General features: G+C 48.9%; 11 protein-coding genes. 5 read left to right on the top strand and 6 right to left on the bottom strand.

Going from position 1 to position 13842, the window contains the following annotated elements; genetic code table 11:
• The first annotated feature begins 343 nt into the window (after positions 1–343).
• From HOLDEFILI_RS02775 to HOLDEFILI_RS02765, 3 genes are all read left to right on the top strand, one after another.
• A complete protein-coding gene (locus HOLDEFILI_RS02775; RefSeq protein WP_050766909.1) occupies positions 344–1363 on the top strand; it encodes an LCP family protein in 1020 nt (339 codons plus the stop codon).
• Positions 1364–1425: 62 nt separating this feature from the next.
• Entirely contained in the window at positions 1426–2142 is a 717-nt protein-coding gene (locus tag HOLDEFILI_RS02770) for a DUF554 domain-containing protein (protein ID WP_006057874.1), read from the top strand.
• A gap of 183 nt (positions 2143–2325) precedes the next feature.
• Complete coding sequence (locus tag HOLDEFILI_RS02765; protein ID WP_006057873.1) at positions 2326–3636, top strand: hypothetical protein; 1311 nt, start codon at positions 2326–2328, stop codon at positions 3634–3636.
• Between the two features lie 178 nt (positions 3637–3814).
• Here HOLDEFILI_RS02765 and HOLDEFILI_RS02760 read toward each other — a convergent pair whose 3' ends face one another.
• Positions 3815–5185, bottom strand: coding sequence for an MATE family efflux transporter (locus tag HOLDEFILI_RS02760; RefSeq protein ID WP_050766908.1), 1371 nt, complete (start codon positions 5183–5185; stop codon positions 3815–3817).
• A gap of 439 nt (positions 5186–5624) precedes the next feature.
• On the opposite strand from HOLDEFILI_RS02760, the gene HOLDEFILI_RS02755 reads away from it, so the two are divergent.
• Positions 5625–7400 carry an LTA synthase family protein gene (locus tag HOLDEFILI_RS02755; RefSeq protein ID WP_050766921.1) on the top strand — a complete coding sequence of 592 codons (1776 nt, stop codon included), beginning with the start codon at positions 5625–5627 and terminating at the stop codon, positions 7398–7400.
• Between the two features lie 443 nt (positions 7401–7843).
• Here HOLDEFILI_RS02755 and pbp4b read toward each other — a convergent pair whose 3' ends face one another.
• From pbp4b to HOLDEFILI_RS02740, 3 genes are all read right to left on the bottom strand, one after another.
• Positions 7844–9796: a penicillin binding protein PBP4B gene (pbp4b, locus tag HOLDEFILI_RS02750; RefSeq protein ID WP_006057868.1), complete on the bottom strand. Its 1953-nt coding sequence runs from the start codon at positions 9794–9796 to the stop codon at positions 7844–7846.
• A 710-nt stretch (positions 9797–10506) separates the two neighbouring features.
• On the bottom strand, positions 10507–11169 hold the full coding sequence (locus HOLDEFILI_RS02745) for an HAD family hydrolase (protein ID WP_006057864.1): 663 nt from the start codon (positions 11167–11169) through the stop codon (positions 10507–10509).
• A 57-nt stretch (positions 11170–11226) separates the two neighbouring features.
• Positions 11227–11439, bottom strand: a complete 213-nt coding sequence (locus HOLDEFILI_RS02740; RefSeq protein ID WP_006057863.1) for a hypothetical protein — start codon at positions 11437–11439, stop codon at positions 11227–11229.
• A gap of 162 nt (positions 11440–11601) precedes the next feature.
• Between HOLDEFILI_RS02740 and HOLDEFILI_RS02735 the strand changes: the two genes are divergently transcribed.
• Positions 11602–12195 (top strand): hypothetical protein, encoded by a 594-nt coding sequence (locus HOLDEFILI_RS02735; protein WP_039863782.1) that lies wholly within the window; start codon positions 11602–11604, stop codon positions 12193–12195.
• Between the two features lie 104 nt (positions 12196–12299).
• On the opposite strand, the gene HOLDEFILI_RS02730 is transcribed toward HOLDEFILI_RS02735, so the two are convergent.
• Positions 12300–13328, bottom strand: coding sequence for a CPBP family intramembrane glutamic endopeptidase (locus tag HOLDEFILI_RS02730; RefSeq protein WP_039863781.1), 1029 nt, complete (start codon positions 13326–13328; stop codon positions 12300–12302).
• Positions 13329–13583: 255 nt separating this feature from the next.
• The coding region (locus HOLDEFILI_RS02725) for a hypothetical protein (RefSeq protein ID WP_006057859.1) at positions 13584–13842 on the bottom strand (259 nt) is incomplete at its 5' end.

Genomic DNA, 13842 nt, shown 5'->3' with positions numbered 1-13842 from the left:
AACAAAAACAAAGCCTGACCTCTGGTCTTGCAAAAGGATATTCGCTTAACAAACTGCCAACGGCGGACTTCCTTCTACAATTTGTTTGACTCGGATTTTATTGTTTTATTCCACCTCAGCAATTCGCTGGCGATGACGGCTTCCCAACGGCTGGATGCAAGTCCCCCTTCCGCTGCCTCCGGAACACGGATTAAGCTCTGAGATCGTGCAAATCCAAATTTATAGTTATTTACGCAGAAAAGAAACTTTGCCGCTTTTTCCGTTTCGCTTCGATCTCAAACTGGTATAATAAAAACGATTACTTGATTTATCGGATTCTTAGATTATTGCAGAGGTGAAGGAATTGAAAAAGGGTGTTAAAACAGGACTGCTTGTTCTTGCCGTCATTCTGTTGATCGGCGGCTGCGGTTACGGCGCGGCGAATTGGGCAATGGACTCCATGTTAAACAAAATGGAACATGGTGAAATGATCGAAAGCGATACCGCGGCAATCGCGCCTGAGGTCATCGAAGCGGTGAAAGAACGGAAACTCGTCAATATCGCTTTGTTTGGCGCGGACAACAGTCAGGGGCCGACGGGCACCGACGAAGACCGCAGCGATGCGATGAAAATTGTATCACTGGATTTTGATAATAAGAAATTAAAAATCACCTCTGTCGAACGCGACGTCGTTGTCTGGATTCCCGGCGACCATCAGAAATATGGTCATTTCAACTGGGCTTACTGGTTCGGCGGCGCTACGCTGGCCGTTCAGACCTTGAATTATAATTTAGACCTCGACATCACGCAGTATGTGACCTTCAGCTTTAACGCGGTGGAAAAGCTTGTCGATCTGATCGGCGGGGTTGACATTGATCTGACGGCCAAGGAAGTCGGGGCACTGCGGGGAAACACAAAGAACAGCGTGCACACCGGTGTCAATACACTTAACGGCTATGACGCAATGATGTATTGCCGGCAGCGGTACATCGACAGTGATTTCGTGCGGATGGACCGCCAGAACAACGTGATCAACGCGATCATCGCTAAGCTGAAGCCTAAGAATATTCTGGAACTGATGGAGATCGTCAACGATATGCTTCCCTATATTACGACCAACCTGACGAATTCTGAGATTAAAGAGTATCTCGTTTCGCTTTTAAGCTTCGATCTGACAAACATTGAAACTTATAAAGAACCGAGCGGTGAATATGACGATATCATGCGTTGTCCGGGGCTGGGCGGGTATCTGGTGCGCAGCTACAGCGATATGGTGCGGCATCTGCACGCGAATATTTATGGGGATGAGGATTACCAGCCAAGTCAAACGGTGATGGACAATGAGGAAAAAACCTATAAGACTTATGGGGAATTTAAGAAATAACAGCGGAATTGCCGACTGATTTCAGCGTAGTTTCTTTATTTGTAGAGAAAGGGAGTTCAATTATGCCGGGTTTGGGAACATTGATCAATGGGTTAGCGGTCATCGGCGGCGGGCTGCTGGGGCTGATTTTCCGTAAAGGCTTACCGCAAAGGTTTCAAATCACGTTGATGCAGGCGTTGGGACTGTCCTCCATTTTTATCGGGATAGCCGGCGCGCTGGAAAAAATGTTGGTGATTCAAGCCAGCGGCATCTGCGTTCAGGGCACCATGCTGGCGGTGCTCAGCCTGGCGGCCGGCGCACTGTTGGGCGAGGGAATCAATCTGGAATACCGTTTTGAACAATTCGGAAGCTGGCTGAAAAAGAAAACCGGCAGCGATGAAGACGACCGGTTCATGGAAGCATTTCTCACCGCTTCGTTAACGATCTGCGTCGGCGCGATGGCGATTGTCGGCGCATTGCAGGATGGTTTGGCCGCCGATCCGTCGTTGTTGATCACCAAAGCCGTGCTGGATTGTCTGATCATCATGATCTTTACCTCAGCCTTAGGGAAAGGCGCTATTTTTTCCGTCATTCCGCTTGTCTTGTTTCAAGGTTCGATAACCTTATTAGCGCAGCTGATCGCTCCAGTGCTCAGCGACGGGATGATCGCCAACCTGGCGATGACCGGCTCGATGTTAATCTTCTGTGTCGGCGTCAATCTGATGTTTAACACGAAGATCCGGGTTGCGAATCTGCTTCCAGCCTTACTGATCGCCTTATTATTAACACCCTTATTTTGACGAACGGCTAACGCAAAGCTGACGTGGAATAAACATTTATTTCAAGTGCGGGATTCCGGACAAAGGATCCCACATTTTTAAAAGTGAAGCCAGGAACAGGATTGACCGCTTCAGAATTCAATCGTATCCCTTGTGAATCCCGTTTTCCCCGCATCACGTTGATCGCGGAAAGGAGGCAGATGTATGTTCTTTAAAACCCGGAACTCCGTAAAAATTTTGAATGTAGATTTAGATTTGTCCGCCATGCCGTCTATGCGCTCGGCGAAACTCATTTCTATCGTTGGAAGCGGACAGCTGAAAAAACAGATGGCCCCGTTAGAGGATGAACGCTACGCTTATCATTCACTCATCACTATGACATTAAATCAGATTCCGTTGGTCCGGATGATTCAGCCCGGGTGTCCGACCTGCGCCAGCTTGTTAGCGGCCGGACTGGGCATCGAACACGCGGATTGTGAAGCGCTGCGAAAGCTGGAAGATCCGCTGAATCAACCGTTTGTTTCACTGAATCAATCCATCACTCAGCTAAAACCACTGCTTTCTCTGCTGGAATCCGGACTTTATGTGATTGCCGAAGGGATCTGCATGCCTACCGATGGCGAAGGTCATTTCTTCTGGGATATTCAAAATACCTGGACAGAATCCGCGGCAACTGCCGGAGCGTTTATCGGATCGGATTATGAATATGTCAACGGCTGGCCACTGTATCTCTATCCCACAGAAACCTCCGCCTGTCTGAATCCGGAACGTGTAACCCATTATGAAGAACTTTTCCGGACTTCGGCTGCCCGCCCGCGCGCTGTTGTTTATCATCTGAATGAGTTCATGAACTTCATTCTGGATGGTCATCACAAAGCCTGCGCTGTTGCGCGGCTGCGTCAACCCCTGGACTGTTTGTTTATCATTCCCGTCAGCGGCATCGCTTATTCCCGCGATTCAAAACGAAAGCCGAAACAATTTTATTTTTCCTCCATCCCGGTTTCCGCAGATCAGCTGCCCGCCCGTTTTCAAGCCGCGTTCCACCCTTTGCGGCGGGAGGAAAAGGCCGTTAAGCTTCAGGATCTTCCAGCTTACCCGCTGAACTCAACGTCATGGGATGCCGCCTATCGAAACAGCGCACAGTTTTATCCGACGGTGGTGGAAGCCGCGGAAATGGCCGCTGCGGGTTTAAATTGGAACAGGGCCCTGGACGACAAACAGCTTTACGCTTTCCTGCGGATGGACGTTCAGGACAAAGAACTAAAAACAATGGCGTTGTTCAACTATTTGCGCTGCCGCCGCGATCCGCGGCTGAAGGCGTTAGCGCTGACCTGCCTTGACGATCAATCGCCTAAAGTGCTGCGCAAAGCAGCTTATCAGGCACTGCGGATATTCCCGGAGGATCCCGAGGTTGAACAGCGGTTCATTGATTATCTTGTGCAATGCGATGATCCGCATGACGAAATCCTGCCGCTGATCCACAGCTTCTGGGATCAGCAAGATTCCTGTCGGTAGCTTTTCTAACATAAAAGCCGCCGCTTCTCATCAAAATCAAAATAAAAGCTTATCGCCCTGGTTGTCATCCATTGATTCTGGAAATTCAGAATTTCAGAATTGATTTAACCGCTAAGGAAGATAAGCTTTTTTAATGGGGATCATTTCCCGTTTTCCACGGATTTGACGGTGATCGATTCTACGCCGGATCCACCTCGGCCGCCGCTGCCGGACTCTCCGTCAGGTTTTTCAGCCAGTTGCCCTTTTTCAAAAACCAAGTTGCCAGACAGACTTTAACCAGACCCGCGCCTTCGACGATGCAGTAAGCCGGAAACAACGAAACCTGAAACACCCGCGCAACCAGAAAGCTCAGCAAGACCGGTCCAAACCAGGTGAACAACCCGTCGATGATCAGCACCGACTTCGTATCGCCGCCGGAACGCAGAATATAATAAACCGTGTTCGCATAGCCCTGCGTCCAGGCCAGAAACGCCTTCGCCAGAATCAGGGACGCCGCCATTGAAACATTCGCCGGACTTAACGAGAACCAAACCGGAGCCCAGCGGTGGATCGCCACTAAAATCAATCCCCCCGCCAGATACACTGTCAGCGCAAAGCCGATCATTTTCTTTGCGTCCTGTTTCGCCTGTTCCAACCTTCCTGAGCCCAGCGCCTGACCGATGATCACCCCGACCGCCACCGAACAGCCGCTGAAGGCGACATAAACAAGATTACTGATGTTGTCGACTACCGTGATCGCCGGAATATACTGTTCCGCAATAAAGCTGTAATTGATGAAGATCATATTCAAGCCCAGCGACCAGATCAATTCGTTTCCCATCAGCGGCAGCGCCTTGCAGATAACCGTCCAGCGCATCGACGCCGGCAGATGATTTTTTAACCGCAGCTTCAGTGCGGGCAGAGATTGACGGGAAGCATAGAACAAGTAGGCCGCTTCGAGAAACCGCGCAATCATCGTCGCCACCGCCGCACCGATCACACCCCAGCGCGGGAAACCGAATAAACCATAAATCAACAGCGCATTGAAAACAATGTTGACCAGACAGGAAATCACCCCGGAAATCATTGGAATAGCCGGCCGGCCCATCACACGGCACGCTACGCTGATCATGGACGTACAGGCAAACGGCAGCAGCGTCCACAACAGTACGCCCAGATACGCTTCCGCATCCGCCAGCACAAGCGGATTCTGAACAAATAAACCGAGAATCGGCTGTGGGAAAATGATCAGAATCCCAGTGACCACAATTCCCATGACGCAGCACAAACCAAGTCCGAAATTATACAGATCCGTGATCTGATCCTCCTGCCGTGCCCCCATATACTGTGAAATGAAGATTCCAATTCCATTGCTTAACCCGAATAAAATCAGCTGATAAACAAAAAAGACTTTGTTGACAATCGCCACCGCGCTGATCGCATTCTCGCCGATCCCGCCGATCATCATCGTATCGCACAGGTTCAGCATATTCGTCAACAGCTGCTGGATCATGACCGGCAGCGAAAGTAAAACCACCCGTTTCAAAAACGCCCAGTTTTCCCGTTTCATCTTGAATTCCCCCTTATCCAAGCTGGTTATGAGAGATATTGTAAGGCGAAAAGACAACGAATGCAAGCCGGCGTCGGAGGACTTTCTGCCAAAACCCGGGTGTTCTTCCGTTTTGCGGGATCCACTTTTCCCGTTTTTAAATTCATGATGCCGAGAATGAAATACCTTGGCATGATCGCATATCCCGGCAGATTCGCTGTGATGATCGCCTGGAAAAAATCTCAGCTGTGATCCCCCTGCTTTTGACACAAAACCATTCTTAAAATGTGGGAATTTTTAGTGAATTGACCCGGCTTTCTTGATCTTTCCTCAGAACTCGTTTAAAATAAGCCAATATGTTCAATTTGTGAAAATGAACATTGAAAGGGGGATGAATTCCTTGCTTCCTTATATCGAGAAGATAAAAAAGAACCGACTCCGGATCGGGGGGCTGTTCTTGATGATAGCGACGCCGTTTACCGCCGTCTTTCTGATGCAGTATGTTTACTGCGGGGATCCGTGGCAGATCTCAGCGCCGGCTTTTCTGGCCAATGCGATCTGCGTCGGCGTCCTTTATTACCTGATCTGCGCGCTGCTTCGCAAACCGGCCGCCGGCAGCTTCCTGATCCATACCGCCTGCGCACTGCTGGGCGCGATCAATTATTTCGTCTCCGTCTTCCGCGGCACGCCGGTTTTACCCTGGGATCTGACCGCGCTGAACACCGCGATTGCCGTGTCCTCCACTTATGATTTTACGCCGAACGGGCCGATGATCATCACCGCAGTTCTCTTAGCGGGATTTCTGCTTACCGTTCTGTGCTTTCGCAAGCTTGACGTTCTGCCCCGCTCGCTCTCCGCGCGCTTTCCGCTGCCGGTACGGTTAATCTGCCTGGCGCTGACTTTGCTTTGCGCATTCCTGGCTTCGCCGCAGAATTTAGCCCGGTTTAACGTCCGGACGGATGTCTGGGATCAGTCCGGCGCTTACCAGAAAAGCGGTATCCTCGCCACCTTCTTACGCAACACTGAATTTATGAATGTCGAAGTCCCGGCGGATACCTCGGCGGAAAAATTAGATCAGATTCTAAGCACGGTGTCCTTGGAGGGCGCGTCCGTGACTTTAGATCAAAAACCGCATATCATCGCCATCATGAACGAATCGTGGGCGGACTTTGAAGAATTCGGCCAGCTTCAGCTCAGTGAAAGCGTCATTGACGACATTTCCAGCTTGGAAAACGCCCGGTTCTCCCATGCTTATGCCTCCGTCTTCGGCGCGGGCACCAGCGCGAGCGAATTTGAGTTTCTGACCGGAAATTCAATGGCTTTTCTGCCTTCCGGAAGTATTCCGTACCAACAATATATTTTAAAGGATTCCTTCTCCCTGGCCTCCCAGCTGAAGCAGCTCGGCTACCAAACGGCAGCGTTTCATCCGGGTGAGCGAAGCTCCTGGCAGCGCGATCAGGCCTATCCGCGGCTTGGCTTCGATTCATTTAAAAGCGTGAAGGAGCTGGATGTTCCCCTGACCCTGGAACATGGCTATGTCAGCGATGAATCGGATTTCAACCAGATAATCTGGGAATATGAACACCGCGATCTAAACAAACCGTTATTTCTGTTCAATGTTACAATTCAGAATCATGGTGCGTATACCGTGAAGGATTATCCGGCTCAGATTGTTCTGACCGATCAGCCGGGAGCCTACCCGATGGCGGAACAGTATCTGACGTTGATTCACAAAACAGAGGAGCAGTTTCTGCGGCTCACGGAGTATTTCAGCCAACAGGAGGAACCCGTTCTGATTCTGATGTTCGGCGATCATCAGCCGTCAGTGGAACAGGCGTTCCTGGATCAAGCTTATGGGGTGGAAGAGGGCGCGATGTCCATGGAAGAGTATATGAATAAATTCCGTGTTCCGTTTGTTCTCTGGGCCAATTATCCGCTGCCTGAGGCCCCGCTGCCGGAAACCAGTCTGAATTTTCTGTCGGCGCTGCTGCTGGACTATGCCGGAGTGGAAAGCGACGCGTATGGACAATATTTACAAACGCTGCGCACGTCGCTGCCGGTCGTAACCTTCGCGGGCTACATGGATGCTCAGGGAAATGCGTACAGTCATTGGGAATCAACGGATTTCACGCCGCTCATCAAAGACTATCAAACCTTGCAGTATGAGCGCTTATTCGGCGGCAGCTACTTTAAGGATCAGATCCAAGGGAATTCTGAAACTCTGTCGCAGCCCTGATTAAGCAATGGAAGTCATTGACACAAAACACTTAGCCCTGGGATTGAGAATTGGTAAAAGAAATCAAAAAAACAGCGGATTGTCAAAGTCGTGAATCACGTCGGACCGTCCGCTTTTCTTATTCTTTGATCAAGTTCCGAATCGCAACAGGAAATCCGCCGGGAATGAATCGAAGCGGGGAAGGTTGTTTCCAGGTGAAACCAATCAGCATGAGCAGATGTTTTTTCCTTGATCTTCTTTATCAGCCTTCATAAAGAGAGATTCTCTCTCGCGAGTTGAAAGAGTCAAAAAAAGAAGCGGATTGATTTCGCTTCTTTTTACTTCGATTCCATATTAGAAAATTTCAGCACATTCAGCAGAATAGGTCTGAAAGCAGGTTCTTCACGGCTTGGATTTCATCCTTCCCGCTTGCCTGAAATTCTGATTTTCAGGAAGAAAGCTGCTTATTTCACCGCGGCCAAACGTTCATTCAGCGCCGTTTTCGCCGCATCATCGCTCAGCTTGCCGACCAGTCGTTCGGCCTGACTCTTCACGGCGGCGGAGCCGGTCTTTTCCACGCGGCTGACCAACAGATCCATCAAGGCTTGCAGCGACTGTTCATCGGCAGCATTTTGATAGCCTTCGTCCGTTTCGATCAATGTCAGCTTGTTCGCGACCATCTGCGCTAACAGGGAATCCGTGCTGTCCATCGACGTCGGATTCAGCGCGTCATAAGTAAGTGTCGCCACGCCGCCCAGGGTGCCGCCGACAAAATGGTTGCCGTAGAAATAATTGGGATTGACCGTCGGATCGACAACCGGACTGTTGATTTTGTTGGACAGCCAGATGACGATCATGTCGTTTTCCGGATCGATCAGACTTAACGTTCCTGTCCAGCCGGTATGACCATACGTCGAAGCTCCGGCCTGCGGACCGAAATACCAGCTGTAGCCGTGATCGCCCATCCGCCGCCAGCCCAGCCCATAGGTCTGACTTGTAAACTTCGGCTTGGTGAACTGATCAATCGTCTGTTTCGAGAACAGCTTCACATCGCCGTAACCGCCCTGGTTCAGCATAACCTGCGCCAGCCGCCCCAAATCCTGCGCGTCGGCAAACAGACCAGCATGTCCGGAAACGCCATTCATCGCATAGAAAGCTTTTTCATCATGAACTTCGCCCTGAATCGTATCAGTGCGGTTAACGGTAAAGGAAATCGCACCGTCGCGGGAATTTCCGTTCAGCTCAGTCGCCGCGCATTGATCTTTTTCAAATCCCTTCTGCAGCGGATTGAAAACGATGTGATCGAGGCCGAGTGGTTTGTAGATATTTTCTTCGACATACGCATCCAGCTCCATGCCGGTAACCTGTTCAACGATCAGTCCTAAAAGCATGTAGTCGACATCGGAGTAAACGGTTTTGCTTCCCGGCTCATACTGCAGCGGCGTTTTCATAATCATTTCCTTTGTCGTGGCTTTTTCCACCGAATACAGATCGTTGACGCCGTTGACAATCCCATCATCTTTGTCATACGTATCGTTATGATACTGCGGATCGGCTGGGAAGCCGGCCTGGTGTTCCAGAATATTCTGAAGGGTCATCGTATTCTTGCCCAGGATTGCCGCGCCGGGTTCGTCCTTAAACTCCGGGAAATAGCTCTGGATCGTATCGGTAATGTTAACCTTCCCTTCGCTGACCAGCATCTGCAGCGCATAGTTGGTCGCGTACATTTTGGTATTGGAGGCTAAATCATACAAAGTTTCCGTCGTGCTTGCCACCGGATTTTCAATCCGTGTCCCATCTTGATTATAGGAATTGGCATAACCATAAGCTGTGTTTTTGATCATTTTCCCGTCTTTGATGATGACCAGCTGACCACCCGGGAAACCGTATTCCACTTCCGTGTTCAGCAGATCGTCAATGAAACTCAGCTTTTCGCTGCTGAAACCGACTTCCTCCGGCGTTCCTTCGATAACCGTCGGATAATCGACTTTAATATTCACGCTTGCGGTTTCCGGAAGAATGTTCGTCACCTGAATCGTGTTGATCTCGTTGGTGGCCAGAGCGGAGAAATCCACCGTGAAAGCCTTCCCGGCATATTCACTGTGATCCACCGCAGTACCGTTGATAAACAGATCGAAGCTTTCCGCACCTTCCGGCGTGACAGAAACCTTCCCTTGTCCGGCATACGTTTTAATCGTGGTCAGGTTGTTCATGGCCAGCGTATCGTCCAGTCCTTCCAACGGATAGGTAACATCCGCCTGAACCCCTTTAACACTGGCGCCTTCGCTCAGCGTCACACCGCCCGTTTGGCTCGTCGGTGCCGATGGCTGGCCGGCGGGGGACGAGTTAGTCGTGCTGCATCCGGCCGCTGTGGTGGCTAACACTGCGGCCAGGACTAAAATCATCAGTTTTTTCATCCTTTTTCCTCTCTTTCGTCGTACTCTCTTTCCAAAGTCTTCCTTTCGACTTCTTCATCATAGCAGTATCTGGTCTGACCAGTCAAGTAAAAAATGAAGCGCTTACAAAATTGTTTTTTTCACAAACTGAAATCCATCAATTTTATCCATTCGAACCAGTCTGATCCCGCAGAGAACCTGAAGATGATTCGATTTCCTTTTTATCCAATTTCTGAGCTTTAAAGTTCATTCCCTGAGAAACGCTGAACTTCTGCTTACTGGAAACTAGTTTATTCGATTGGACCTTTGCTTTTTGTCGAAATCGAAACTGCAGCAATCTTCTTTGTCTGACTGCCTACCATTTTTCCCTGAAGGATCATCCTTTGAGGATAGAAATACCAAAAGCGGGAGTTCTTTCCGTCTTCGATGCAAGCCTGCAATACAAAAAAAGACTGTTCCCTCATGGATGAGTGAGTGACTCAGTCTTCTGTTTAAAAATAGAGCGGAACCGGAACTGCGAGATTGGTGAGAAAGCTTCCAACGATTCCTTCAAAGTCGAACGTTGGCATTCATAAAAACATCTTGAACTTTTTCAGCAATTTCCCGCCAAAAGAGCGATTCCAGAAAAGGCAAGAATCGAGATTTATTAACGGTCTTGGACTCAAAAGATAAATTACCTCTTGCCCATCGATCATCCATGATTCCTTCGGTTCTGAAAAGTCTATCTGAATTTAACGCTCAAGCTGATCAACAATCGCCGGCACTTCCTGTAATTGTTTTACAAAATAGTGAGCCTGCGACTGGTCCATCGGGAACCGTTCGTCCTGCCGGGCGATGACCGTCATCCCTGCCGAAACTCCCGCCTGAATTCCATATTGCGAATCTTCTACCACAAGACACTGATGCGGATCCAGCTTCAGCTTCTTTGCGGTAAACAAATAGATTTCCGGATTCGGCTTTGATTCTTTAAACATTCCGCCGGACGTGACCAACTCGAAATAAGCATACAACCCCGTGTCCGACAACATCTTTTCTATCGAGGCAAAGGAACTGGAGGAGGCCAAAGCCAGCTTCTTGCCACGAGCTTTGAGTTGTTTCAAAGTTTCTTCCACTCCGGGAAATAACAACGGCCGGTAGTCCTCAATTCCCTGGGCATGGCGATATTCCCGCAAACCGACCATGAACTCGTCATACGGCTGCGGCAGCGTTATTCCCTCCAGAATCTTGGGCCATAAATTCATTTTACCGTTGGCCCCGACCAATAGATTCAGCCGCTGCGGTGGTAAATCTACCTCCATCGCTCTGAAATATGCCATTAACCGATCTTGATAATACTGTTCCGAATCAATCAGAACGCCGTCCATATCAAACACAACCGCTTTGATCTGCGTCACGTTATCACCCTCTTCAATCGCTTTTAGTTTAGCGGATTTCGCTGCGGGAGTAAAGGCCTATTCTCCTTCGTTTATGGACTTATTATGAATTTCGTCGATCAATTCAAAATAATCTGCCCAGCGTTCTTCCCGGATCGGCATCGGCGGCTCGTTATCAAAATACAATACCATGGCCGGCGCAATTTGATTCCAGCGTTCCACCAATTCAAAATGCGTACAATGTCCTTCACGGATCAGGCGCATCGCTTTAGCATGATAATTAAAATACATCGCGAATCTCCCTTCCCCGCTAGTTTTACCCGCGGTTATCCTGCTTATTCGGTTTTCACTCTGACTGCAGCCTGACCTGTGCCTTGTCCTCCGGGGCTTTCTATGGTAGAATTCCCGGTGAACAAGCATTTTTCCAAAATTCATGCAGAGAGGAGTCTTTTTATGTCAGAAGAACGTTATCTTACAGCCGGCAAAGCCTTGAAACTGATTTTTATCGGTCAGGTAATCGCGCTGTTTGTCAGCCTGCCCAGCGTAGGTAATTTTATCAGCTTGATCGCCGGAATCACAATTTTAGTCGGGATCGTTAAAGCGCGCAAAGCCGATGCTTTATATAACCGGGCCTTCATTATGGTTCTGTGCAGTCTAGGCTGCAGTTTGATCCTGTCGATGGCAACGGTTTACTTTTCCAACCTGTATGCCGGAGGCAATACCGGAGCCGCTGAGACATTTATGATCGTCGCGCTGGTCTTGTCCGTTATCGCCGCGGTCTTCGGCTTCCTTCAGAATTTCTTCATCATCAAGGGAACGACCAAGTTCCTGGGCGAGCTGCAGGAAGAAGCGCTGGTCAAGCATGGTGAAACAACCTGGAAGCTGATGATTGTCAGCTATGGTCTTAATATTCTGTTTTCCATTTTGTTAGTATTTATGTCAAACTGGTCCGGCGTTCTTTCGATTGCCAGCAACGTCATTAATCTGGCGATCACCCTCGTTTACATCCTGTTCTTATACCGCAGTGAAGTCCGGCTGTTAGCGTAAGCTTAAGCAGCTCAGCATTGCGATCGCATTTCTGACTTGTCCATAAGATTAAAAACGCGTTTTATCCTGTTGCTTCAGGATCGAACGCGTTTTACTTTGGATTTTTACAATTCTATCTTTTCAGCTTGGCTGGCAGCCTTGGATTCCGCTGGGAGTTCTTGATCGGTTTCCCGTTGAAAATCGCCGGTCGCTTCCTCTTTGACTACGGATTGATCCCCCGCTTTTAGCTGAGCGATCAATCCCGGCAGTTGTTCCCTGGTTCGCCAATACCAGACGCCGATCATCAGAAGAATGACCGCTGTGACAATCAAACCGCCTTCCGGTCCGAAAGCACCGCCGTTGAGCAGTGAATTGCCTTTCATGTAGGTTGTCAGAAGACCGTTTTCCTGACCGCCGCTGACGGAAAAGCCGTAAATCGGACCCTGGAAAAAATTCCAGAAAATGTGGAAGCCGATGGCAGGATATAAGTTGCCGCTGGTCAGCGTGATCAGCGACAGGAACAGCCCGATCAAAAAGATATTGAGATAAGGAATCAAGCCGATCCCCTGATTTGCCGAGTGCAGCAAAGAAAAAATCAGCGAAGGCACCAGAATGATCAGCCAGGGATTTCGCGTTTGCCGCATCACGCCCTGAATGTACCCCCTGCAAATAATTTCTTCCGAATATCCGACCAGAATATACAAGATTAACATCACAAGCAACGAAGGCGACAGCTGCGGAACCCAGGTCAGAACCTGCGCGCTGTCCGTCACCAGAAGCAGTAAGAACGTCAGCGTCATTGATCCCGCGCCAATTGCCAATCCCAAGATCATCGCGCGTCCATGTTTTGACAAAGAAGGCAACCCCAGCGCCGACTTCTCTCTTTTTAATCGTCGTGTCCATAAAAGAATCGGCACCGCGATCATCACCCCGGACTGAATAAACATCATCGATCCATTTAAAAGAGCCGCTATCTGATAAGCAAACGGCGTGGACATCCCTGTCGCCTGATCAAGATTGCCAGTTGCGATCATCACAGACGCAAATCCAAACTGAATCACAAAAATCAAGAGAAACAATACGCCGAAGACGATTCCCAGCATCTCTGCGATTTTCCATCCGGAACGAATCTCCCCGTTTTTATTCCTAAACATCATACCCCTTCTTTCGCGGTTTATGATAGGAGTATATCATGATTCTTTTCTGGTAACTCTTAAATCTTATTAAAGTTTCTATGACAATTCACGCAGAGCCCTATCTCTGATTTTCTTAATGAACAACCCCTTTTCTTTTCCAAAATACAATCTGAAGTTCTCACGGACGTCGTTTATTTTACGGTCTGTCCATTTAGGCTGTGAAATTATGTCTTACCATCAAAATGAGATGTTCAAAGTCTTCTTCTAACTTCATTACAAGCTTCTGACTTTTAAAGACTGATTAAACTGATCATTAGCATTCATTCTTTGATTTACAATTTCATGAACCTGTTCAGTCAGATCTTCGGACGTCTTTATCCTCTCATACCGTTCCGACAATAATAAAAGCTCATCACCGTTTAATTGCTGAAGCAGTTCAGCTTCTTCTTCACCCATCGGTATCCGGATACTCAACATTTGTTGAAGCATCATTCTTTGTCTTACTTCCCCTTTGCGTTCTCCAATGAGTTCT

Origin of the sequence: Holdemania filiformis DSM 12042 (assembly GCF_000157995.1) — a bacterium.
In the GTDB taxonomy this organism is placed as follows: Bacteria; Bacillota_I; Bacilli_A; order Erysipelotrichales; family Erysipelotrichaceae; genus Holdemania; species Holdemania filiformis.
The sequence above is the reverse complement of the archived record's forward strand: the minus strand, read 5'-3'. Positions and strand labels throughout refer to the sequence as shown.

Coding starts and splice junctions, on each gene's coding strand:
- HOLDEFILI_RS02755 (WP_050766921.1), top strand. CDS start 5,625: ATGATAGCGACGCCGTTTACCGCCGTCTTTCTGATGCAGTATGTTTAC.
- HOLDEFILI_RS02730 (WP_039863781.1), bottom strand. CDS start 13,328: ATGTTTAGGAATAAAAACGGGGAGATTCGTTCCGGATGGAAAATCGCA.
- HOLDEFILI_RS02760 (WP_050766908.1), bottom strand. CDS start 5,185: ATGAAACGGGAAAACTGGGCGTTTTTGAAACGGGTGGTTTTACTTTCG.
- pbp4b (WP_006057868.1), bottom strand. CDS start 9,796: ATGAAAAAACTGATGATTTTAGTCCTGGCCGCAGTGTTAGCCACCACA.
- HOLDEFILI_RS02735 (WP_039863782.1), top strand. CDS start 11,602: ATGTCAGAAGAACGTTATCTTACAGCCGGCAAAGCCTTGAAACTGATT.
- HOLDEFILI_RS02770 (WP_006057874.1), top strand. CDS start 1,426: ATGCCGGGTTTGGGAACATTGATCAATGGGTTAGCGGTCATCGGCGGC.
- HOLDEFILI_RS02740 (WP_006057863.1), bottom strand. CDS start 11,439: ATGTATTTTAATTATCATGCTAAAGCGATGCGCCTGATCCGTGAAGGA.
- HOLDEFILI_RS02765 (WP_006057873.1), top strand. CDS start 2,326: ATGTTCTTTAAAACCCGGAACTCCGTAAAAATTTTGAATGTAGATTTA.